The sequence below is a fragment of the Salinicoccus halodurans genome (genome assembly GCF_900114445.1).
Lineage (GTDB): Bacteria > Bacillota > Bacilli > Staphylococcales > Salinicoccaceae > Salinicoccus > Salinicoccus halodurans.
On the sequence record NZ_FOTB01000004.1, the window covers coordinates 165,963 to 187,235 of the forward strand.

The window sequence follows — 21,273 nt, forward strand, 5'->3', positions numbered from 1 at the left end:
ATCATATCACTATACACCCATATTGTTAACCATTAAATTAAATGAGTTTACAATAAACCCATAATAAAAGTCCCCTTCCGAAGGGGACTTTCTCACTTATTTGACAGGTGTAATCGGCGTGCCGCCGTTCAGCACTTCCATAATATTATTTACACACAGATTCATCATATTGTTGCGTGTTGCAACCGAGGCGCTGCCGATATGCGGCAGCAGCGTCATGTTGTCAAGGCCTATGAAAGGGTGGTCTGCACCGATCGGTTCATTCTCGAATACATCAAGTGCAGCTCCGGCAATTTTCCCGGATTTGATTGCTTCGGCGAGATCATCCTCCACAACGTGGGCACCGCGTCCGATATTGATGAAATGCGCGGATTCCTTCATCTGTTCAAATGCTTCTCTGTCGAATTTGTGCTTCGTCTCTTCCGTAAGCGGTGCTGCACACAATACAAAATCAGACTCGCGCAAAAGTTCTTCAAAGCTGACCAGTTTTGCTCCGAGCGCGTTTGCCGCTTCGGACTCTGATCTGTTGTGGTACAGTATATTCGATTTGAATCCGGAAAGACGTCTGGCGAAAGCCGCACCGATGGAGCCCATCCCGAAGATACCGACTGTTTTGCCGAATACATCCGTACCAGCCATGTGATACGGGCTCCAGCCGGACCATTCCCCGGCCATGAGCTCTTTATTCGCCTCAAGCACTTTGCGCGCTGAAACGAGCATCATCGTAAATGCAAGTTCGGCAGTCGTTTCAGTCAGCACGTCAGGTGTATTTGTAATCACCACTTCATGCCGGTGTGCCGCTTCCAGGTCGATGTTGTCAAAACCGACCGCAAGATTGGCGACGATTTTAAGGTCAGGTGCATTCGCCAGGAACTCTTCATCTATTTTATCGCTCAGCATCGTGAGCACTGCGTGTGCATCTTTTGTCTCTTCGAGGAATTTCCCGCGTGGCATGGGTTTCTGATCTTCTTCCCATACAGCCACTTCAAAATCTTTTCTCAGCTTCGCAATAATATCCGGATTGATGTTTCTCGTAATAACTATTTTTTTCAACTACCTGACACTCCATTCCTTTAAGTTATCAATCATATATGTCGGGCGGTGCGTCTTCCCTTCCACTTCTTCTCTGGATGTTACACCAGTGTTGACATGGAGGGTATCCACTCCGCCGTTGATGCCTGTCAAAATATCCGTATCATAGTTATCGCCGACCATGAGGACCTCATCTTTCGGAAGGTCCAGTGCGGCGACCGCGGCCTCCAGGATGATGCCTTCGGGTTTGCCGATGATGACCGGTTCTACATCTGTAGCAGAGACGAGTACTGAAACGAGAGAGCCGTTACCCGGCACAAACCCTTTTTCAGTCGGGAATTTCCTGTCCGGATTCGTGGCGATGAACGTGGAGCCGCTGTTGATCATGAGTGCCGCTTTGGACAGCTTTCCGTAGTTGATGTCAGGGTCCAGACCCATCACGACATAATCTGCATCGTCTTCCGTGATTGTGAGGCCCGACGCTTCAAGCGTCTCCTTCAGACTGTCCGAGCCGATGACATAAATACTCGCTCCAGGAGCTGTCTCACTCAGATAGGCAGCCGTCGCCATCGCTGATGTATAAAGAGTTTCAGGATGGATATTAAAACCCATGTCCAGCAGTTTCTGCGCCGCTTCCACCTGCGTTTTCGTCGCATTATTCGTCAGGAAGACGTAGGGGATGCTTTCTTTATTCAGCCGGTCGATAAAATCGACTGCTCCGTCGATGACGGCCGTTCCGTTGTACATCGTCCCGTCAAGATCGATGAGATATCCTTTATACATCCTGCTGATCCCCTTTGAAGGCAGTGATTGCCTGACCTTCATTTTCGAAAAATGCATATACATTTTTTCTGAAATCCCGATAGGCGGAGAGGTTCTCCTCGAAGTCACCCTTCATCTGTCCATGATCGAGTCTTGTATAGTTTCGCGTCAATTCTACACGCCATTTGAAAGTCTCTTTGAACTTCATATTGTCAGCGGCAGGAATCACCCCTTCGGTTTCCATGATGTCCATCACATCCTGGTAGCTTCCCGGATCACGCAGGATGAACCCGTCAATGATCATATTGCCCACATCGACCACCGCTTCAATCAGCATCTGGGAAGAACGTTCCAATGCAAGACCTTCCATCCCTTCATACCCTGCAGTGAGCTGATCGATATATTCAAGGCGTTCCAAAAGCACTTCCTTATCTACGAAATACATTGCTGCCACTCCTATTCCAGTGTTCTTTTGTATAGTATAATTATATGATAGCATAATTTAAACACACTTGAACTGGAGGAGATCCCTTTGATCGACTTTTATCTATACGATGATACAGAAGACACACAGACACGGTTCGTAAGCTTCGTCGGCGATCACGGCCGCTACGATCTTGCAATCATAAAGTCAGACCGGTATTTCGGCAAGAGCCTGGTACTCAACACACAGGGGAATAAATTCGGCATCATCGGACCCGATGACCTGGACGAAGAAGGCTACATCGCCCACATTCTCGGACTCGATGATGAAGAGGCAGAGGAAGTCGAAGGATTCCTGAATCAGATTATCGTTTAGCGTATATTTTTGAATGCCGGCGGCCGATAACTGGGTTTGTCGGCCGGCGTTTTCGCCGCGGAGGCCGATATCCGCTTTTGTCGGCCGCCGTTCTCATTTGAGCACTCACCACATATCAAAAAGGAGCGGCATCCGTAAAAATAAGACGATGCCGCTCCTTCTTCTTTATGATTTTTTCAATGATTGATGCGCAGCGAGTGTTTTGCCGGAAGTTTTGCCGTTACCTTCCTGTCTTTGTTTCTGCTGGTTCGGTTTCTTCCTGTTGCGGGATTGGTTTCTGCGCTTGTGCTGCGGCTGTTTCTGAGTCTGCTTCTGCTCTGTGGGTTCCGGCTTATGCACGGGAGAAGATTCATCCGGCCGGCCGGGTTCCACAGATGTGGATTCTGATTCAGAGGATTCTACCCCAGTTCCCGATATCGCTTCACTGCCTGACCCGCCTGCTGTTTCATCAGGTTCACCTTCACCAGAGACGGTTTCGTCAGGATTTGGCTTGGATGGTTCTGCCGTTTCATCTGACTGTTCTTTCAGCTCACCATTCTCAATCATTTCCCTGATCTCCGACTTCGGCACTTTTCTCAAAATGAAATAAGCGCATCCGAAATTGCAGTACTCATACAGGTAATCCTGTACTGCACTGAACTTCTTATCCCGGTCGGCTTTCGCTTTATTATCTCTGAAGAAGCCGGCCAACCTCAGCTTTTCATAGCCGATATCTCCAACGATATAATCATATTTATTAAGAACCTCACTGTATTTTTCCTGAAACTGCTCCTCATCGAAAGCATCCCTGTAGTTCTCAATAATTTCAAAATGCATATGATCAATCGTAATCATAGATTTACTCACCCTTCAATAATTCATCGCCCATCGCCTGTTTGGCTTTCGCTGCTGCATTGACCTGTTCGTCAGCATGATAGCTTGAACGGACCATCGGACCTGCTTCACAATGTTTGAAGCCTTTTTCCATAGCCACTTTCCTCAATTTGCCAAACTCAAGCGGTGTATAGTACTTTTGTACATTCAAATGTTTTCTGGACGGCTGCAGATACTGGCCGATTGTCAGAATATCCACGTCATGTGCGCGCAGGTCATCCATCGTCTGATGGAGTTCCTCCACTGTTTCACCCAGTCCGACCATGATGCTTGATTTCGTAGGGATTTCCGGATTGATTTCTTTTGCACGTTTGAGGAATTCCATCGTTCTCCAGTACTTTGCCTTTGCCCTGACTCTCGGCGTCAGGCGTTCAACCGTTTCAATGTTATGGTTCATGATATCCGGCTTTGCATCCATCAGTGTCTTGAGGTTTTCGAATTCGCCGCCCATATCCGACGGCAGGACTTCAATTGTAGTATAAGGATTCTCTTCCCTTACTTTTTTCACTGTTTCTGCGTAGACATTTGAACCGGCATCTTTCAGATCGTCCCTCGCAACTGCGGTAATCACGACATGTTTCAGATTCATGAGTTTAACGGATTCCGCCACGCGGTTCGGTTCGTCGCGGTCCAATTCGTTCGGCAACCCTGTCTTGACCGCACAGAATCTGCATGCACGCGTACACACTGCACCCAGGATCATGAATGTCGCCGTGCGCCTTTCCGCCCAGCATTCATGGATGTTCGGACATTTCGCTTCCTCACATACCGTATGTAAATTCTTTTCACGCATCATCTTCTTGAGCCCGGTATAGTTCTTATTCGTGTTCAATCTTATCTTAAGCCAATCCGGCTTTCTTAAGATTTCTTCATTTTTAGTTGCCATGCAATTAAGACCCCCATAAGAAAAGTTACCACTATATTAGCATACTTGGCGCTTTCATGAGACAAAGAAGTTTGATATTTAACTTTATTCCTTATTTTCAAAACGGAATTTAATTTTAAACCCCGCACAGCAGCTGCCATGCGGGGAATCATAAAATTATTAAACTTTTTTGACAATCGGTGAATAGACGAATTTTGAAATGAACGTCACGACCGCGAGCAGTACGATAATCGTTCCAAGCGCAAGCCATACGCTTGTTGTGAGTCCCAGTACGATATATCCCGCAAGTGCAATCAGAGCGGACAGGATTGCATAGGGCAGCTGGGTCATGACGTGGACGATATGGTTACATCCCGCTCCGGTGGATGACAGTATCGTCGAATCGGAAATCGGTGAACAGTGGTCTCCGAATACCGAACCTGCAAGGACTGCTGCGATCGCCGGTAATAAAAGTTCGGTCTCACCAAGTGAAATCATGATTTCACCCGTAATCGGAATCAGGATGCCGAATGAGCCCCAGCTCGTACCTGTGGCAACGGCCATCAGACATGCCACTGCGAATACTACTGCAAGCAGCATGCTCACAGGCAGATTGGACTGCTCGACCATGGCGCCGAGCAGTTCACCCGTGCCGATTGCCGAGATCAATTCACCGATCATCCAGGCAAGCGTGAGCACAAGCATCGCAGGGAACATTGCCAGGAAACCGGTTTTTATTCCCAGCCAGATTTCCGATTTGCCGAAATCATTGTTTCTGCGCGTATATCTGAAGAAATAGAACAGGCTGAGCACAAGGCCGACAACCCCGCCGATCAGGAGTGAGTGGGTCACAAGTGTGTTCTCGAACATGCTGAGCAGTGTCCATTCCCCGCCCTCGAGTCCGCCGGTGATCAGCATTGAAATGATGACTGTGACGGCAAGGCCCAGAATCGGGATGATCAGCGCTTTCGCAGAACCCTGTTCATGGACCGGAAGTTCTTTATCCGTCTCTCCCGGTGCCTCCATTGCGTTCTCAACGAGGATGCCCTCTTCGATTGCACGCCTTTCCTGTTTACGCATCGGTCCGATATCGAATCTCGTCGTGATGACGATGAACATCATCGCCAGTGCCGTAAGGACATACAGGTTCATCGGAATCATGTAGATGAATGCCTGGAACGGCGTCACTGCGACCATGCCGGCTGCAGCAAGAAGCGGTGCAACCAGTCCCATGATGCCTGCTCCCCAGCTGGATATCGGGGCGATCACTGATACAGGGGAAGCGGTCGTATCGATGAAGTAGGCAAGCTTCGCCCTTGAAACATCATATTTGTCAGTGAGCGGCTTTGCCACCTGGCCAACAATGAGTGCACTGAAGTAGTCATCGATGAATACGATGATTCCGAGCAATGCAGTGGCAAAGTTAGCTTGTCTTCTGGACTTCACTTTAGTGAGTGCCCAGACTGTAAATGCCTTTGCCCCGCCGGACATATTGATGAATGCCGTCATGATTCCGAGGAATGTCAGAAAGATGAGGATGAATGCATTCCATGTGTTGATTGCACCGTCCACGACGAAAATCATGGCAAATGAATCCCAGATCGTTTTAAGCGTCCCTCCGATGCCGCCTTCTGCGACAAGGAGCGCTGAAGTGATGATTCCGACGCCAAGGCTGAGGCCGACTTTTCGTGTCGCCACAACAAGCAGCAGCGTCAGAAGCGGCGGAACAAGCGATATGTACTCCCAATTTAAAATACTTTCCATCTATGTTACCTCCGTTAAAAATTTCAATAATAAAAGACGTCACAGCAGCATTACAGAATCAGCCACTGTGACGTCCCAGATCACATTATTGTAGCGCATCACCGTAATGACAGTACCGGATCTCTTAGATCCGGTCCCAGGTCATCAGCCCACCGGCTGATGATCTTCGGCAACTCCCCCTTTCCCTGCGGCTTCAAAGCATGTCTGCTCCACCGGGTACTGTTGAAAATTGCGACCTCTACTTTCGTTCTTCAATTGACACAGAATATTATAGCAATGTTATATACATTTATCAACTAGATTTTGCCGTTGTACTTCTTATAGATATCCCGCAGGAACTCCGGCATCAGATACGTTTTCCTGGAATACCTGAACTGCGGGAAGATCCTGCCGAACGTATACATGTCGAGCGTTCCGAGTGTGTACGTCTTCCGGTCATCAATCAGTTCTGTGCCGATGTAGTACTCCCGCTCGGACTGGATATAGCCGATATTGTGCGGGACGAAGCATCCGAAAATGTCCCCCCTGAATCCGAGCCCCCGGATGATTTCATCTTTGAATTCATGCTTTGCCGCCTGGTTGAATACTTCCTTCAGTTCACGGCCGGTCAATTCGATCCGCACTGCATTGATCGCATGCGGCAGTACTTTATGAAGATCGTAATCGGTCAGTTTTCCGCCTTCAAAAGCCTTCACGACAAGCCCTGTATGGACAAGACCGGCGTCACTGTCCGTAAATGCCTGCACCATGGCGGCAAGGCGGGTGACAAATTCGCTTGCAGAATAAAGTCTGCGTCCAATCGGCTTTGCATCCTCCTCCACAACTGTCTGCAGCATGTCGCGTCCGATGTCATAATAGTTGTCATCCACACTTGAGAGCATATCCGTCTCATAGAGTTTTGCGTTCTTTCCCGTCAATTCCGTGCCTTCGAAATTGAGGGTCACTTCGCCTGTAAAGTCACCGAAGCGGCCTGCAGCTGCGAGCAGGGTGTCCCCCACCCATGCGCCCTCCGGCAGATAATGATGCGTATGGGAACTCAGGATGACATCTATTTCAGGGAACATCATCGCCAGTGATTCATCATCATACCGGCCCAGATGGCTCATCATCACCATGCAGTCGACTTCCGTGTTGATATCGCGGATGGCGTGAAGCACCCAGTCGAACGCCTCGGAAACTTCCCAGCCGAGTGCTTTATAAAATGGTGTAAATTCGACGGTGGCCGCAATGAAGCCGAATTTGATGCCTTTGATCTCTTTGATGACATATGGTTTGAAGTACGGATCCGTGCTGCCGACTTCCCGCAGATTCGCACAGATCACGTCAAAATCAGCATCGTCATATAAGCGCTCCAGGTCTTCCTTCTGGAGTGTGATGCCTTCATTGTTGCCGATCGTTGCAACGTCGCATCCCGCTTCATTCAAAAGATCAATATTCCCTTTGCCGAGCGTCGCTTCGGTATACGGATGGGAGCGGTCAACATGGTCGCCGAGATCGACGTATACCATACTGTCACCATACTGGCGCTTTTTATTCTTCAAAAAAGACATTATTTTTAAGTAATTGTATAGATGGCTGTGCACATCGTTGGTATGGAAAAGCTTTATCTCCATCTGATCACCTCTATAGGATTGTCTGTAAAATCATATATATGCCGAGCAGCATGAGCACTGTACGGAGTACGACTACAAGAGAATCGGATTTGAACTTCTGGTTGACCCATACTCCGATTTTCGCACCCATGAAGGCTGCAGGCAATATAAATGCTGCATACCAGTAGTCAACGTTCCCCTGCAGTACGTGTCCCGATGCTGCGGAAAGGCCGGAGAAGAAAACCATCATCATGCTCGTGCCGATGGCAATCGAAGCCGGCATCCTGAACGCAATCAGCATCAGAGGGGTCATCAGTGCGCCACCGCCGATACCGAAGAGACCCGTGAAGAAACCGACGATGAACGTGGAGACGACCGCAATCCACGGTGCAAATCCGTAGTGGTGCACTTCACCCATATGGTCCACATGAGGCTTCATATAGCGCTCGTCCTGGAATATTGTGATGGATTTGATTCTATTCCTCAGTATGAGTATCGTACTTAAGAATACCAGGAATATACCGAAATACAGATTGAAACTGTCTGCTGTAAAAAGCCTGCTGGCGTAGGATCCGATAAATGCACCCGGCATGATTCCAATGAGGAACAGAGTGCCATTCTTCCTATCCAGCTGGTTGCTGCGCCCGTATGACAGCATCGCGGAGAAACCGATGACAATCAGGACAAGACTCGATGTCCCCACTGCCGTCTGCGGGGTGATGCGGTCGAGTATTCCCATATCGGCTCCGAAGAAGATGAGAAGCGGGACGATGATCACTCCGCCGCCGATGCCGATGAGTGCACCCAGTGCTGCTGCCAGCAGCCCGATTAAAATCAATATGAGATATTCCATAAGCTTTTCTCCTTTAAAAGCCCGACCGACCCGTCAGCCGGAGCTTCACTTATACATCAGGGAGCGCACGGGGCTCCGATGCTAAAATAATCTCAATTGCTTGGGCGAAAGTCCTTCGTACCTGATATCCATCATCTTCAGGAAATCCTGCGCATTGCCGGCTGCGTGACCGCCGGAGTTATTGTTGAAGACGATGTATATGTCTTTTGTCTTATGTCCCAAAATTTCAACCTGACGCTTCAGCCATTCAAGCTCTGTTCTGTTATAATCATAGAGATATCTTACATTGCGCCATTCTTCACTTGTCCTGTCCTTTTGTGTCCATCCATGGACATTCCGCCCGTGGAGTCTGATGAATGCGGTCTTGTCCGTCACCCTTCCCACGAACGGGATGCTGCCGATGCCGGCCTGGGGCTCGTCGCAGATGCTGTGGATCGCACCGTTATTGTGCAGGAAGGAAAGGGTCTCTTCGCGGTAGTTTTCGGAAAACCATGTTTGGTTCCTGAACTCGACGGCTACTTTGTAAGGAACGAGCTGTGTAATTGCATATTTTACATAGCGTATGTTTTTGTTAGTGCAGTCGAACCACGGCGGGAACTGCAGCAGTACGAAAGCGAGCTTCCCGGCTTTCTCCATTGGCAGGAGCATGTCGCGGTATGCGGAGAATACGTCTTTTATGGAATTGTAATGATCCCTGTAGTCACTGTGGCCGGTCATATACTGATGCGCCTTGACGATAAATTTAAATTTTTCAGGCGTTTCATTGCACCATTTCTCTATTGTGGAAGTCCGTTGTACAGCATAATAAGTTGCATCCAGCTCCACTATGGGGAAGTGGGATGCATATGTAGCCAGTTTATCTTTTTTATTAGTAATGTCTGTGTAGAGATCATGGTGATCTCCCCAGCCAGTCAAACCTGCATAAATCATAAAAATCACCTTACTTTATTGTAACACAATTTTAAAGGGGGACACTTACATATGAATATTATAGAATTCAACAATGTCAGTCACGGCGGCATTCTCCACAATATTACGGGCCACTTCAGGGAAAGCAGGATTACGACATTCGTCGGCCCGAGCGGCGCCGGAAAAACAACCTGCCTGAAACACATAAATGGTCTTCTTTCGCCGGATGCAGGGGAAATTTATTACCGCGGTGAAAACCTGGAAAATATCGATATCATAGAACTCCGCAAAGAGATCGGCATGGCTTTCCAGAGTTCGCCGATGATTGCGGGCACTGTGTTCGACAACCTCAGCCTTCCCCGGGAAATATTTGGCGATACCCTGTCCAAAGAACGGGCAAAAAGACTCCTTGAGATGGTGGACCTCGATGCGATTCCGCTGAACCAGAATATAAAATCGTTATCCGGCGGTGAACGCAGCCGGATCTCCATCGCCCGCACTTTCGTCAACCGTCCGAAAGTCCTGCTGCTTGATGAGATCACTTCCAGCCTCGACTACACCCTGGTCAAGGAGATTGAGCGGCTGATCGTCCGGCTGCAGCGTGAGGAGAAAGTGACAGTGATATGGATCACGCATGACCTGGATCAGGCACGCCGCGTGAGTGACGACATGTGGTTTCTGCGCAGCGGGGAGCTCATCGAATTCGGTGATGCTTCATTCATAGATGAAACAGAGAATAATGAAATCAGACAATTCACAAGAGGTGAAGCCCTATGACATTTGCACAGCTCAGCCTGTCCCTGATCTTCGTCGCGATCCCTCTTGGACTGACGCTATGGTTGAAACTCGGCCTCGAAAAAGATATCATCATCGCAACTGTGCGTTCGATCGTCCAGCTGCTGATCATCGGATACATACTGACATTCGTGTTCGAAGCAGACCATCCTGTATATATCGTACTGATGATCATGCTCATGATCGGAGCCGCCACCCAGAATGTGATCAAAAAGGGGAGCGGGATTCCGGGAATCACCTGGATGGTATTCTTTACCCTTATTGCTGTAGAATCACTCTCGATGCTGATATTATTGGGGTTCGGAATCATACCGGATGAGCCTGAGCAGATCATTCCCATAAGCGGGATGATCATCGGCAACTGCATGGTGCTCTCGCTCCTGTTTTTGAATAAATTCAAAGACGAAGTGGAGCGCAGTGATGAAACGATTGAGCTCATCCTGTCCATGGGCGGGAAGCCTGAAATAGCGATCAGGAAAAGCCTGAGATCCGCAATCCAGACAAGCATGATACCGACGATCGAGGGGCAGAAGACGATGGGGCTCGTACAGCTTCCCGGTATGATGAGCGGCCTGATCATCGGCGGTGCCGATCCGATAGAGGCCGTGATGTACCAGCTGCTGATCCTGTTTCTGATACTCAACAATGCGGCGATGGCCTCCGTCATGGTCGGATATATGGCATATCCAAAGCTGTTCAACAAAAAACTGCAGTTCGTGGGGTTGAAATATGATTAATTTAAAGCGTTTTGTTTTATTCCCAGTGCTGGTCTTCAGCATATCCCTGTTTTCCGCATGCGGCAATCTGGACAAAAGTGTCGATTATGAAGTGGTTGCAAAAGCGGAATCGGGAGATGCAGGGGCGCTCACCAATTCAGCCCAGCACATCACAGATAAGGAAATGCTCAGGATGGCGGTGGAACAGACCGGTGTGGAACTCGATGCCGGTGCCGTGGATTTCGATGAATCCCACATATTCCAGGTCTCTTTATATGAAAACGGGTGCGGCTACCTGCTCGAAGATCTCATTGATAAGGGCGGCGCACTACAGTTCATGTTCGAACTGACACCTGTTGTTGAAAACGGGGAAGACCCGGAAGACGTCACGTGTACAGAAGCTGCGGTGCCGACAACTTTCTTCATCAAAACAGAAGCTGTCGACTTCAGTTCACTCGAAATCTACGGTTCCGGTGAAAAGATACAGTCGGAATAGCTGTCTCTATGAGCGGTAACTGTCAGTTTATCGGACACTGTGATTTTTCAATGAGCGATAAAACCGGCTTTTCGGACGCTGTGATTTCTCAACGGCCGATAAACCAAAACAGCAAAAAGGGTTAAAACGCCCGGCCGGAGTGATTGGGACACTCCGGCCGGGCGTTTATTTACAAGTTTTCCTCCAACTTCTTTTTCATACTCTGATATGCGGATTGCCACAATTCCGCTTCTGTTGAAAATCGTGCGGTCAGTCTTGAAATCTTCTTTGTGAATTTCTCTTTATACTTTGGATCTTCTTTGTCGGGCAGTCCGGACATCAATTCGTTGACCTCTTTTTGGATGAACTCTGAACGGGGGCCCCAGTGCGTCACTTCCTCCCCGTTTTCATCGATAAAGATGATGATCGGAATGGAACGGGATTTTCCGTTCGTCAAATACTGATCCATCAGTTCCAGATTGGAGTCACGCAGCAACATACGGACTTCCATATGACTCTTTTCCGCCAGATGCAGCAATACCGGCGTGTTCATCATTGCATCCCCGCACCAGTCTTCTGTGATGACGATGGCACGGAGGTTTTTATTCTCCAATCTTCTGAAGAATTCCTCATCATCCGGAATCGCAAAGTTGTTATACACATTCTGCAGGTTTTCCTTATGCTTTTCCATATCATTTATATATACCTCTGCACTCATCGCCTGGTCAAACCAGTTATCAAGTTCGGTCATCATACATACCTCCATCTGATTTTTCTATATCACTTCAATTTTATCATAATGGCGGATGTCACCCATCCACTTTGCTCCAAACTGATTTTCATATTGTATTTTACATGTTTATATCCTATTCTTTTAATAATGACTGAAAGGAGGCGGTAATCAATGCATGAAAATTCCAGACATATACGAGGGCTTATCTTCGTCATTATCGGTGCCGCACTTTGGGGCATCGGCGGCACGGCGGCCGATTACATATTCAGAAACACACCTGTGACGGTCGACTGGTACGTCACTTTCAGGCTGACAATCAGCGGAATCATCCTGCTCGGGGCCTATGCATTCTTCTCAAGAAAGCAGCAGCCCGTCCGAATGGACAGAAAAACGCTCGGCATGCTTTTCGTCTACAGCCTTTTGGGCATGACGCTGGTCCAGTATTCCTTCATGGCGGCGATCAGCCATGGTAACGCCGCAATCGCCACGGTACTCCAGTATACCGGACCTATATACATCATCCTGTGGCTCGTCATCCGCAAATATTCAAAATGGTCCCGGGTAGACGGCGTCATCATCATCGGTATGATTGCAGGCGTAGTGCTGCTTGCAACAAACGGCAATCTGGATAAAATGATCGTAAAGCCCGCCGCACTCATATGGGGACTGATTTCAGGCATCGCCCTCGCCTACTACACGCTGCATGCTCAAAAGCTGCTCTACCGGCTGCATCCGCTGCAGCTGGTCGGCGGCTCGATGCTGATCGGAGGGATTGCGATGAACTTCATCCATCCGCTGTGGGACTTTGATTTCAGTTTCAACTGGACGTTCGGACTTACAGCAGTATTGATATTGTCTGTCCTGCTTGGGACGACACTCGCCTTCCTGCTCTATATCAGCAGCCTGAAACACCTCTCCTCAAAAGAAGCCGGAATCCTCGGCATCATAGAACCGGCCTCTGCAGTAGTCAGTTCCGTCATTTGGCTGAACGTCAGCATGGGGATATACCAGATCATCGGAATCATCATCATACTCGGGATCGCGATCTACATCTCGGTCGGACGCAAAGAGAAAAAACAGCCTGCTTCGTGACGAAGCGGGCTGTTTTCACATCAGATGAAAATCCCCATCCATACTGCCGTAGCCATCGCAGCGAGCAGCAGTTTCTTCTCAATATCAGTTACTTCCTCTGCATCCTCCGGATTCATCTTGCCGATCAGGAACACGCTGTACACCAGTATTGCAACAACGCCGATCGCGGCAACCGGGCGGCTGGCCAGAATCCAGAGCGACATCAATCCGATGACTCCAAGATATAAAACAGCAGGATAGCGTGCGCCCCGGATTCCGAACCTGCCCACAGACCAGACGACGCTTGTCCGTTTGAGGGGCACCGCACGGCGGTCCGCCTCAAGATCAGGTATATGATGCACCATCACCCAGGCCATGCACCATAATGCATTGACCAGAGCGTTCTGCCATCCCCATACAGGGATCGTTTCGAGCATCAGCCACGGCGCGGCCAGACCCAGGAACAGCATAGACGGGAATAAACTCAGCCACTCCCCTAAAAATGGATGATATGCAAATCTGAATGGCTTCAGTGAATACGTCGCCGCTCCCCAGGTACCCACGATTATGAGTATTGCAAGTTCGAATTGTCCGGCTCCTGCCAGCACCGCTGCAATGAGTGCAAGAAGCAAAGCAGCAGTCAGCCCCATCTTTTTCAGCATCTGAAGACTCATGACCCCTGTCTGGATCACCCTGCTGCCTCCCGATAATAAGGCCGGACTGAATTGATCGGTTCCGGATTCGAAATCGGTGATATCATTGAATACATGGGTCAAAAGACCATGAATCAGGAATGCACCGATGATGAGCAGCATCAGCAGCATCAGCAGAGCAGCTGCTGAAAATTCATAAAAAAGCAGGAGGGGCAGCCATGTGGAAATGACCGTTGCCACACTGGAACCGACAACCGCAATCACCCGCAGAAGCATCCCCATTCCCTTAAAGCTCAAAGCATTCTGTCCGGACATTACACAAATCCCCTTTTAGACTGACATATCAAACCTTTTCATCACAAACACTTTCAATATTTTCCGGCCGCTTCTTCTATTGCCTTCTTCCATTTTTTCCTGCCGTTCACAATATATTTCAGCACTTCGCCGTCTTTTAAAACGACAATAATCTCATTCGGCAGCGGCACGATACCGTATGCCATCGTCGTCCCGGTTTCGACACTTTCGATATCCCCAAGTTCAACCGTTCTTTCCGTCCGGTGAAATGCTGAAAAGTTCGGCACATGGTGCAGAATCGTCTCAGTCAGGTAAAGTTTTCCCGGAATCGGCCGCCGGCCTTTCCACAAGTTGCCGTTGCCGGTCTTTAAAGTTTTTGATCCCATTTCATGATTCCTCCGTCTCAAAGCTCTCTTTAACCAATTATACGCATAGGAAAGTTGCCGGTACAATGTTCACAGGAAACTTTCCTTCATCCCATCCGGTCACTTGGATTTGATTCCCGCACCACACAGAGGAATGATGACTGTTTCATCAGCTTCCTTCACATACTTCAGAAATCCCGCATAATTGGCTGCAGTCGTCACTTCAACATAAAATCCCTTTTCGCTCATCACATCACGGGCGGCCTCAATTTCCGGCTCTTCAACTGAAATGAATGTGCCGCCTGTTTCTCTGACCGCTTCAAGAATCCCGGCAGACCGTGCAGGTGCCGCAATCGCAATCCCCTCGGCGAGCGTCCCGGTGTTCTCCACCGGCTCCGCCACTTCAGCGCCGCTGCCGAACGCCTCTGCAATCGGTGCGCAGTTCGCAGCCTGTACAGCTACAATTTTGGGCAATGTACCGATGAGTCCATTATCGAGCAGCTCCCTGAACCCGTAATAGGCTCCGAGTAATAAAGTCCCGTTGCCCACAGGGATGATCAGCGTATCCGGGGCACACCCGAGCTCTTCGAAAATTTCAAAGGCATAGGTTTTCGTCCCTTCATAAAAATACGGATTATATACGTGGCTTGCGTAGAAAACAGATTCATCCTCCACTGCCTTTTGCGCAGCCGCTGCAATGTCCTCACGGGTACCGCTGATCTGCACGATATTCGCACCATGCGCCTTTACCTGCGCCACTTTCTTAGGCGATGTCGCATCGTTCAGATAAATATCGCAGCCGATATTGCACCGTGCCGCATAGGCTGCGATAGAAGTCCCGGCATTACCGCTGCTGTCGGCGATGACCTTCCGTGCGCCCAGCTGTTTCGCCTTTGTCATCAGAACCGCCGCACCGCGGTCTTTGAATGACAATGTCGGCATCATGTAGTCCACTTTCACATAAGTTTCCGGCTCACCGGCATCCAGCACAATGAGCGGTGTCTGCCCCTCTCCCATCGTCACAGACTGCCATTCTCCGCCATCGAACGGCAGCGCATCGGCGTATCTGAAAATCGAATTCGGATATTGCGGCCAACCTGACGGTTTTATCTTCTTCCTGTCATATTCAAGGTCGAGCATGCCGCCGCACCCGCATTTCCATCTGGAGAGCGTAATTTCATAAGTGCTGCCGCAGCTGCTGCATTTATACTGTTCCATTATTTAAGTTTCCCCCTGCAGTCGATATCGATTTCTTCCACAACTTCATCATCCTCGATCAGATACGCCGTTTCATGCAGATTGGATACGGGACATATATGGTTCGGAATGATCCGGACCTTATCCCCGACTTCAACCCGCCTGCTGAACACCTCATTGCAGATGATCGCATGCTCATCGAACACACTGTCGATATGCACGCCGTCGAACCCTTTGATCAGTCCGAGACCCTCAGTCGCAGTCAGGCCTTTCGTCCGCGTCTGCATCGTAATCCCTTTCGCTCCCACATCCGTAATCACACGCTCATTCGTCGGCTTGCTAATGACGGTCGTCAGCACCGTTGCCGCACTCCTCTCAAAACTGCCGATGACGTTCGACTGGCCGGCATCCATCAGGATATACGTCCCCGGACGGATTTCAGTCACGCCGCGGGGCACTTCAAAATTGAGGATAAAGGGCGGCGTAGAGCCGATGCTGACTGTCTCCGGTTCGAATCCCGTCTCAGATGCGATTCCGGCAAAATGCAGCGTCCTTTTCGCCGCTTCCAAAAACAGTTCTCTCAATTCTTCAATGGTTTCCGCTTTGTATGTATGGCCGTCGTGGGAGAACACTCCCTTGAACTGCACATTTCTACACTGTCTGAGCGCTTCCAGCAGCGCCCTGTAGTATTCCTCCTCAATGACACCGGAGCGCTTCTCGCCGACTTCGATTTCAACAAGCACCTGTGCTTTTTCTGACGCACCTTCAAACACGCTCTCAATCTCATTCACCTGCGGAATCGAATCAATGCCGAACGATATATCAATAGATTCGGCGAGTTTCCGGATTCTTGCGAGTTTCTGCTCTCCGACAATTTCATTCGCAATGAATATATTGTTGAGACCGCGGGATGCCATCACTTCCGCTTCCCCCACTTTGGCAACAGTAATGCCGGCTGCCCCTGCTGTTTCCTGCATTTCGGCAAGCCTGGACATTTTGTGGGTCTTCGTATGGGGCCGCAGCGTCACTTTGTTCCTCTCTGCTGTGCGCTGCATCTTTTCGATATTTTTTTCCATGATTTTCTTATCAATCAAGAATGCTGGCGTGTCCAATTCTGTATAATGCATGATACACCTCCAAATATTTGAATATTCTCTCTTCATTATAGTCAATTTTTAAAGTCTATGCTAAAAAAGGGAGTATTCCGAAAGTCCGATACTAGTAATCTCCAATTAACATAAATAGTAAATTAATATTTTAACTGTAAAATATATTTCATAAAATTTCCCATGAATATTACACTGAGTTTTCAATCCTATTAACAGGAGGTTAAGAATTGATTTAAGTCCTAAATCAAAGTGCAAATATTTGGACAAAATGTTAACGTGAGTCCGTACCATTTTTTATCAAAATTATAAAGGAGAGACATTACTATCCATGAAAAACACAATTAAATCTTTTTCTGCAGTATTTTTTGCATTTGCCCTCGTACCTTCCTTAATATTTTTGAGTGCCAATGCGAATACCGCCTCAGCGGACGAAACATATAAAGATTCTCTGCCGGAAGACTTACATCCGACTGTCGAAGCCAACGCTGAAGCGCTGCAGCAGAAAGCTGCCGACCAGGGCATCCTGATCCGCTTCACAGACGGTTTCCGTTCATTTGAGGCACAGGACGAACTGTACAGCCAGGGCAGAACTGAACCGGGCAATATCGTTACTTATGCAAAAGGCGGAGAATCATATCATAACTACGGCCTGGCTGTGGATTATGCGATTGAATTGGAGAACGGTGAAGTGACGTGGAATCTCGAATATGATGGAAATGGTAACAGCAAACCGGACTGGTTTGAAGTTGGAGAGATGGCCAAAGAATTTGGATTTACATGGGGAGGAGACTGGGAAGACTTCAAAGACTACCCTCACCTCCAGATGGACTTCGGTCTGTCCCTGAACAATCTCCAAAGTGGATATTATCCAGGATATGATCCCTATTTCAATTTTTAATGAACAATGATACATGCCCTCCGGTCAGATCTGACCCGGGGGCGCTTTTGTGTTACAGCAGATTTTTTCCAGTCTCATAATAATCCTGCCATACTGCATCCGGCACCATATCCCCGCCGGTACTCCAGGCTATATGTGTCGTGTTTTCATTGTCATTCCGTACAACTGCAGGACCCATGAATCCCGCCAGTGCAGACGGCTCGAGTTTTATGCCTTCAGTGACATAGATCATGGCAAGCATCCTGAAAAGATCCTCATCACTCACTGTGTACACCCCTGCCATCAGCTCCTGCAGCAGCCTTCCGACAAAACCTGACGGTCTGCCTACCGCAAGGCCGTCTGCTGCAGTTTTATTATCAAGCCCAAAATCAGCTGCGGAAAGCTGTTCATGGTATCCTGTCATCATCCCCAGCAGCATGCAGGGCGAATGCGTCGGCTCCGCAAAGAAGCAGTGGACATGATCGCTGAAAATGATTTTAAGCCCAAATGCAATGCCGCCGGGGCCGCCGCCCACACCGCACGGCAGATACACATTCAGGGGATGGTCTTCATCCACTGTTATATTATGGTCCTTGAGCTGGGCTTTCAGCCTTACTGCCGCCACCGCATAGCCGAAGAATAAAGTTTGTGAATTCTCGTCATCGACAAAATGGCTTTTCGGATCATTCCCGCTTTCGATGCGCCCCTGCTCCACAGCTTTGCTGTAGTCATCACTGTGCTCAACCACATTCACTCCTTTCGCACGGAGCATTTCTTTCTTCCACGCCCTGGCATCATCAGACATATGGATCGTCACGTTGAACCCCAGTTCCGCACTCATGATGCCGATGCTGAGGCCGAGATTCCCTGTGGAGCCGCAGACGATGGAATACTGCGAGAAATATTCTTTGAATTCCTTATCTGCAAGCTTTTTGTAATCATCCATTTCATTCAGCATGCCCGCTTCAAAAGCCAAATCCTCCGCCCGCTTCAGCACTTCATATATACCGCCGCGCGCCTTGATGGACCCGGAAACAGCCAGTTTATTATCTTCTTTTACGAACAGCTCCCCGTCGATCGGCGCCCTGTACATTTTTCCGAGCGCATTTTTCATATCGGGTGCCCCCGTCAGCGGGGATTCGATGATCCCCGCATTATCTTCCGTTTCCGGGAAAACATGTGCAATGTAGGGCGCAAAGCGTTTCAGACGCGCTTCGGCTTCCAGCACATCCGCTTCACCGAGAGACAGTCCCGCAAGCGCCGCCTCTGCCGAATGCACTTTATCATTCGTCCATACGACGGGTTCATATCCAACCATGAGTTCCAGCAGGGGAAACTCCATCTTCCATTGTTCAAAAGTTTTTCCTTCAATCATCCTTCGACTCCCCTTTCAACAGTTCCATGATTCCACTATATCAAAAAACCACACCGGCTTTTCAAAAAGCAACGGTGTGGTCCTGTAAGTTCATTCAACTTAAATCAGCGTGTCATATACTTCTTTTAAAATTTCGTGATTCGGTCTCGAACCGAGATTTCTGGCAATGGTCCCCCTGACATGCGAACCGCTCATATTCGATTCCAGTTCGGAAACGGATTCTCTGCTGCCGACAAGATAGGCCCCTTTCAACCCGCGTTCCTTCAATTCTTTGGAAAGACTCTGGGCAAGGTCCTTATACCAGCGGTGCTGGTTTTCATTAAACCTCCGCTGGAACTCATCTTTGCCCGAACCTCGCTCCCCGGGTTGTACGGCTTCCTGATAATCCACCCAGCTCTGCCGTTCCAAATCCCAGCTGAAGTATTTTTCATCCTGGATCGTTCCAAGTTCCGTTTCAATGAACGTCACGTCAGCCTGCTGGACTACGATGATAGCTGTTTCGGGAAATTTCTGTTCCAGTTCCTCAACCTGCTGTGTATCGGCAGTTTTATCCCACTGTATGGAAGTCGTCACCGGCACCTGGAGGATCCGCTCCCTCCACAGTTCACCATCTGCGGAAGCAATGAGAATATAGCCTCTCTGCATCTCCTTCTGCTTCGAATAAATCTCCGCCTCAGCCTTCTCCAGAAGCTTCTTCAACGCTTTCAATTCTTCAGGGTTATCCCTGTCCTTTACCTGTTCCTTAAGTTCCTTCATTCCATTTTTCAAATGAATCTTCCATTCCCCGTTGGATTGGCCCGGATCCGTGGCGTCGGTATTCAGATAAAGTGTAAGTACTCCGATATCATCTTGTTTCGACTTGATCTTTTTAATGTTTTCGACAACAGACATATTCGCCTTTCCTCCTCTTCATAATCGCGTATTACTGAAGCGGGTCCTTCCCAATAAAATAAATTCAGCTTTCATACAGTCTACCCTTTATAATTTCAAATAAAACATGAATAGCGGGCTGGGCAAAAGCAGGCGGGAGAAAAGAATCGAAACACTGTTACCAGAAAGAAAAAACTTCCCGTCCCGGCAAGACTGATGACACAAATTATCCATTACTGTATGAAATGGGGACTGTTATAATGAAGGATGAGGCTTTTTTACCTCTCTTTTATAAATGGTACGTGAGTGAGGGAATATTTTTGAAAAAAGAACAATTATCATTTCAATCTTCATCCGGAAAAACCGGTGACAGCATTCCCGGTTTTTCCAGATTTCTAATTAATATCAAACACCTGCTGAAAGGCAAGGTGCTTGCAGCCAATGTGCTTCCGGTTTTCACTGCTTTCTGGCTGGCACTCTATTTTAACAATGAAAAATTTTCAGATCATCCTGGCCTCTTTCTTCTGACAATGGCCGGCAGTACAATTGTTATATCAGGCGCACTGATGCTCAATAACTGGTATGAGGCCGACCTGGATAAAAAGATGGACCGCACCCGTCAAAGACCGACTGTTACAGGCGCATTCCCCCTTAATTCTGTGTTATGGGCCGGAATCGCAACATCCGCCATCGGAATGATAATGATGTTGTTTACAACTTTTGAAGCTTTCATCTACTCATTTCTCGGATGGTTCTTCTATGTAGTGCTCTATACTTTCTGGTCAAAACGTAAATATACAATCAATACGATCATCGGCAGTATCTCGGGGGCATTCACACCGCTGATCGGCTGGGCTGTAATCGCCCCGGCAGACCACATCGTTCCACTTACCCTTTTCTATGTACTGTTCGTCTGGCAGGTCCCGCATACACTTGCCATCGCAATCAAGAGGCTTGAAGACTACACACGGGCCGGCGTACCGATGCTGCCGGTTGTATCCGGCGTAAATACGGCAATCCGCCAGATGCTGATCTATACGATTGCCCTGCTGCCTTTTCCTTTCGTATTGATCGAATCTCTGGGCGGAATCTTCTTCATCATTGCCATATCGATGACTATTGGCTGGGTCATTCTCGTGGCTGCAGGACTTAAGAAGAAAGATGTGCATAGATGGGCCCAGTTGAATTTACGCTTTTCCATTATCTATCTTGCAGTCATCTGCATTGCGATGATCATTCTGACATCACCAATCGTGGCTGGATGACATTTAAGGACTTTCCATCCGGAAAAGTC

23 protein-coding genes and 1 riboswitch are annotated in these 21,273 nt (G+C 48.5%); of the genes, 7 read left to right on the forward strand and 16 right to left on the reverse strand.

The window, feature by feature from the left end:
- Positions 1 to 96 precede the first annotated feature (96 nt).
- From BM271_RS09360 to BM271_RS09370, 3 genes are read right to left on the reverse strand one after another with little or no spacing between them, the layout of a single operon-like run.
- Complete coding sequence (locus BM271_RS09360; protein WP_046789482.1) at positions 97 to 1,053, reverse strand: 2-hydroxyacid dehydrogenase; 957 nt, start codon at positions 1,051 to 1,053, stop codon at positions 97 to 99.
- Positions 1,054 to 1,815 carry a TIGR01457 family HAD-type hydrolase gene (locus BM271_RS09365; RefSeq protein ID WP_082103637.1) on the reverse strand — a complete coding sequence of 254 codons (762 nt, stop codon included), beginning with the start codon at positions 1,813 to 1,815 and terminating at the stop codon, positions 1,054 to 1,056. It abuts the gene before it with no gap.
- Positions 1,808 to 2,239, reverse strand: coding sequence for a DUF86 domain-containing protein (locus tag BM271_RS09370; RefSeq protein ID WP_046789481.1), 432 nt, complete (start codon positions 2,237 to 2,239; stop codon positions 1,808 to 1,810). The genes BM271_RS09365 and BM271_RS09370 overlap by 8 nt, the downstream gene beginning before the upstream one ends.
- Before the next feature lie 87 nt (positions 2,240 to 2,326).
- Between BM271_RS09370 and BM271_RS09375 the strand changes: the two genes are divergently transcribed.
- Entirely contained in the window at positions 2,327 to 2,593 is a 267-nt protein-coding gene (locus tag BM271_RS09375) for a DUF3055 domain-containing protein (protein ID WP_046789480.1), read from the forward strand.
- 165 nt (positions 2,594 to 2,758) lie between these two features.
- On the opposite strand, the gene BM271_RS09380 is transcribed toward BM271_RS09375, so the two are convergent.
- The 6 genes from BM271_RS09380 to BM271_RS09405 form a co-directional block, all read right to left on the reverse strand.
- On the reverse strand, positions 2,759 to 3,427 hold the full coding sequence (locus BM271_RS09380; RefSeq protein ID WP_046789479.1) for a YutD family protein: 669 nt from the start codon (positions 3,425 to 3,427) through the stop codon (positions 2,759 to 2,761).
- A 4-nt stretch (positions 3,428 to 3,431) separates the two neighbouring features.
- Complete coding sequence (gene lipA / locus BM271_RS09385; protein WP_046789478.1) at positions 3,432 to 4,352, reverse strand: lipoyl synthase; 921 nt, start codon at positions 4,350 to 4,352, stop codon at positions 3,432 to 3,434.
- Between the two features lie 159 nt (positions 4,353 to 4,511).
- Positions 4,512 to 6,095: a Na+/H+ antiporter NhaC family protein gene (locus tag BM271_RS09390; protein WP_046789477.1), complete on the reverse strand. Its 1,584-nt coding sequence runs from the start codon at positions 6,093 to 6,095 to the stop codon at positions 4,512 to 4,514.
- 83 nt (positions 6,096 to 6,178) lie between these two features.
- Positions 6,179 to 6,344: riboswitch (Lysine riboswitch) on the reverse strand.
- A 47-nt stretch (positions 6,345 to 6,391) separates the two neighbouring features.
- Positions 6,392 to 7,708, reverse strand: coding sequence for a bifunctional metallophosphatase/5'-nucleotidase (locus tag BM271_RS09395; protein ID WP_046789476.1), 1,317 nt, complete (start codon positions 7,706 to 7,708; stop codon positions 6,392 to 6,394).
- Positions 7,709 to 7,718: 10 nt separating this feature from the next.
- Complete coding sequence (locus BM271_RS09400; protein ID WP_046789475.1) at positions 7,719 to 8,540, reverse strand: sulfite exporter TauE/SafE family protein; 822 nt, start codon at positions 8,538 to 8,540, stop codon at positions 7,719 to 7,721.
- 81 nt (positions 8,541 to 8,621) lie between these two features.
- Complete coding sequence (locus BM271_RS09405; protein ID WP_046789474.1) at positions 8,622 to 9,470, reverse strand: DUF72 domain-containing protein; 849 nt, start codon at positions 9,468 to 9,470, stop codon at positions 8,622 to 8,624.
- A 51-nt stretch (positions 9,471 to 9,521) separates the two neighbouring features.
- Between BM271_RS09405 and BM271_RS09410 the strand changes: the two genes are divergently transcribed.
- The 3 genes from BM271_RS09410 to BM271_RS09420 are packed head-to-tail and all read left to right on the forward strand — an operon-like array spanning position 9,522 to position 11,456.
- Positions 9,522 to 10,226: an ABC transporter ATP-binding protein gene (locus tag BM271_RS09410; RefSeq protein WP_046789473.1), complete on the forward strand. Its 705-nt coding sequence runs from the start codon at positions 9,522 to 9,524 to the stop codon at positions 10,224 to 10,226.
- The gene (locus BM271_RS09415; RefSeq protein WP_046789472.1) at positions 10,223 to 10,981 is read left to right on the forward strand and encodes an ABC transporter permease; all 759 of its coding nucleotides are present in this window, start codon (positions 10,223 to 10,225) and stop codon (positions 10,979 to 10,981) included. Before BM271_RS09410 ends, BM271_RS09415 begins: the two co-directional genes overlap by 4 nt.
- Positions 10,974 to 11,456, forward strand: coding sequence for a hypothetical protein (locus tag BM271_RS09420; RefSeq protein ID WP_046789471.1), 483 nt, complete (start codon positions 10,974 to 10,976; stop codon positions 11,454 to 11,456). Before BM271_RS09415 ends, BM271_RS09420 begins: the two co-directional genes overlap by 8 nt.
- Positions 11,457 to 11,625: 169 nt before the next feature.
- Here the strand turns inward: BM271_RS09420 and BM271_RS09425 are convergent, their stop codons facing one another.
- Positions 11,626 to 12,186 (reverse strand): thioredoxin family protein, encoded by a 561-nt coding sequence (locus BM271_RS09425; RefSeq protein ID WP_046789470.1) that lies wholly within the window; start codon positions 12,184 to 12,186, stop codon positions 11,626 to 11,628.
- A 153-nt stretch (positions 12,187 to 12,339) separates the two neighbouring features.
- On the opposite strand from BM271_RS09425, the gene BM271_RS09430 reads away from it, so the two are divergent.
- Complete coding sequence (locus tag BM271_RS09430) at positions 12,340 to 13,260, forward strand: EamA family transporter (RefSeq protein WP_046789469.1); 921 nt, start codon at positions 12,340 to 12,342, stop codon at positions 13,258 to 13,260.
- A gap of 20 nt (positions 13,261 to 13,280) precedes the next feature.
- On the opposite strand, the gene BM271_RS09435 is transcribed toward BM271_RS09430, so the two are convergent.
- From BM271_RS09435 to BM271_RS09450, 4 genes are all read right to left on the reverse strand, one after another.
- Positions 13,281 to 14,207 (reverse strand): prenyltransferase, encoded by a 927-nt coding sequence (locus tag BM271_RS09435; protein WP_046789468.1) that lies wholly within the window; start codon positions 14,205 to 14,207, stop codon positions 13,281 to 13,283.
- 53 nt (positions 14,208 to 14,260) lie between these two features.
- Positions 14,261 to 14,572, reverse strand: coding sequence for a PH domain-containing protein (locus tag BM271_RS09440; RefSeq protein WP_046789467.1), 312 nt, complete (start codon positions 14,570 to 14,572; stop codon positions 14,261 to 14,263).
- Positions 14,573 to 14,671: 99 nt separating this feature from the next.
- Complete coding sequence (locus BM271_RS09445) at positions 14,672 to 15,769, reverse strand: threonine synthase (protein WP_046789466.1); 1,098 nt, start codon at positions 15,767 to 15,769, stop codon at positions 14,672 to 14,674.
- On the reverse strand, positions 15,769 to 16,875 hold the full coding sequence (locus tag BM271_RS09450) for a D-TA family PLP-dependent enzyme (RefSeq protein WP_046789465.1): 1,107 nt from the start codon (positions 16,873 to 16,875) through the stop codon (positions 15,769 to 15,771). Before BM271_RS09450 ends, BM271_RS09445 begins: the two co-directional genes overlap by 1 nt.
- Before the next feature lie 310 nt (positions 16,876 to 17,185).
- On the opposite strand from BM271_RS09450, the gene BM271_RS09455 reads away from it, so the two are divergent.
- The gene (locus BM271_RS09455; RefSeq protein ID WP_046789464.1) at positions 17,186 to 17,755 is read left to right on the forward strand and encodes a M15 family metallopeptidase; all 570 of its coding nucleotides are present in this window, start codon (positions 17,186 to 17,188) and stop codon (positions 17,753 to 17,755) included.
- Positions 17,756 to 17,807: 52 nt separating this feature from the next.
- On the opposite strand, the gene BM271_RS09460 is transcribed toward BM271_RS09455, so the two are convergent.
- Together BM271_RS09460 and BM271_RS09465 are read right to left on the reverse strand one after the other, a co-directional pair.
- Positions 17,808 to 19,109 (reverse strand): D-serine ammonia-lyase, encoded by a 1,302-nt coding sequence (locus BM271_RS09460; protein WP_046789463.1) that lies wholly within the window; start codon positions 19,107 to 19,109, stop codon positions 17,808 to 17,810.
- Between the two features lie 99 nt (positions 19,110 to 19,208).
- Positions 19,209 to 20,000, reverse strand: coding sequence for a VLRF1 family aeRF1-type release factor (locus BM271_RS09465; protein WP_046789462.1), 792 nt, complete (start codon positions 19,998 to 20,000; stop codon positions 19,209 to 19,211).
- 299 nt (positions 20,001 to 20,299) lie between these two features.
- On the opposite strand from BM271_RS09465, the gene cyoE reads away from it, so the two are divergent.
- Complete coding sequence (cyoE, locus tag BM271_RS09470; RefSeq protein ID WP_234960532.1) at positions 20,300 to 21,244, forward strand: heme o synthase; 945 nt, start codon at positions 20,300 to 20,302, stop codon at positions 21,242 to 21,244.
- Positions 21,245 to 21,273: the final 29 nt, after the last annotated feature.

Excerpts from the sequence above, each read along its gene's own strand:
- BM271_RS09365 (WP_082103637.1), bottom strand. The coding sequence starts at position 1,815 with ATGTATAAAGGATATCTCATCGATCTTGACGGGACGATGTACAACGGA.
- BM271_RS09370 (WP_046789481.1), bottom strand. The coding sequence starts at position 2,239 with ATGTATTTCGTAGATAAGGAAGTGCTTTTGGAACGCCTTGAATATATC.
- BM271_RS09380 (WP_046789479.1), bottom strand. The coding sequence starts at position 3,427 with ATGATTACGATTGATCATATGCATTTTGAAATTATTGAGAACTACAGG.
- lipA (WP_046789478.1), bottom strand. The coding sequence starts at position 4,352 with ATGGCAACTAAAAATGAAGAAATCTTAAGAAAGCCGGATTGGCTTAAG.
- BM271_RS09390 (WP_046789477.1), bottom strand. The coding sequence starts at position 6,095 with ATGGAAAGTATTTTAAATTGGGAGTACATATCGCTTGTTCCGCCGCTT.
- BM271_RS09395 (WP_046789476.1), bottom strand. The coding sequence starts at position 7,708 with ATGGAGATAAAGCTTTTCCATACCAACGATGTGCACAGCCATCTATAC.
- BM271_RS09400 (WP_046789475.1), bottom strand. The coding sequence starts at position 8,540 with ATGGAATATCTCATATTGATTTTAATCGGGCTGCTGGCAGCAGCACTG.
- BM271_RS09405 (WP_046789474.1), bottom strand. The coding sequence starts at position 9,470 with ATGATTTATGCAGGTTTGACTGGCTGGGGAGATCACCATGATCTCTAC.
- BM271_RS09410 (WP_046789473.1), top strand. The coding sequence starts at position 9,522 with ATGAATATTATAGAATTCAACAATGTCAGTCACGGCGGCATTCTCCAC.
- BM271_RS09415 (WP_046789472.1), top strand. The coding sequence starts at position 10,223 with ATGACATTTGCACAGCTCAGCCTGTCCCTGATCTTCGTCGCGATCCCT.
- BM271_RS09420 (WP_046789471.1), top strand. The coding sequence starts at position 10,974 with ATGATTAATTTAAAGCGTTTTGTTTTATTCCCAGTGCTGGTCTTCAGC.
- BM271_RS09425 (WP_046789470.1), bottom strand. The coding sequence starts at position 12,186 with ATGACCGAACTTGATAACTGGTTTGACCAGGCGATGAGTGCAGAGGTA.
- BM271_RS09430 (WP_046789469.1), top strand. The coding sequence starts at position 12,340 with ATGCATGAAAATTCCAGACATATACGAGGGCTTATCTTCGTCATTATC.
- BM271_RS09435 (WP_046789468.1), bottom strand. The coding sequence starts at position 14,207 with ATGTCCGGACAGAATGCTTTGAGCTTTAAGGGAATGGGGATGCTTCTG.
- BM271_RS09440 (WP_046789467.1), bottom strand. The coding sequence starts at position 14,572 with ATGGGATCAAAAACTTTAAAGACCGGCAACGGCAACTTGTGGAAAGGC.
- BM271_RS09445 (WP_046789466.1), bottom strand. The coding sequence starts at position 15,769 with ATGGAACAGTATAAATGCAGCAGCTGCGGCAGCACTTATGAAATTACG.
- BM271_RS09450 (WP_046789465.1), bottom strand. The coding sequence starts at position 16,875 with ATGCATTATACAGAATTGGACACGCCAGCATTCTTGATTGATAAGAAA.
- BM271_RS09455 (WP_046789464.1), top strand. The coding sequence starts at position 17,186 with ATGAAAAACACAATTAAATCTTTTTCTGCAGTATTTTTTGCATTTGCC.
- BM271_RS09460 (WP_046789463.1), bottom strand. The coding sequence starts at position 19,109 with ATGATTGAAGGAAAAACTTTTGAACAATGGAAGATGGAGTTTCCCCTG.
- BM271_RS09465 (WP_046789462.1), bottom strand. The coding sequence starts at position 20,000 with ATGTCTGTTGTCGAAAACATTAAAAAGATCAAGTCGAAACAAGATGAT.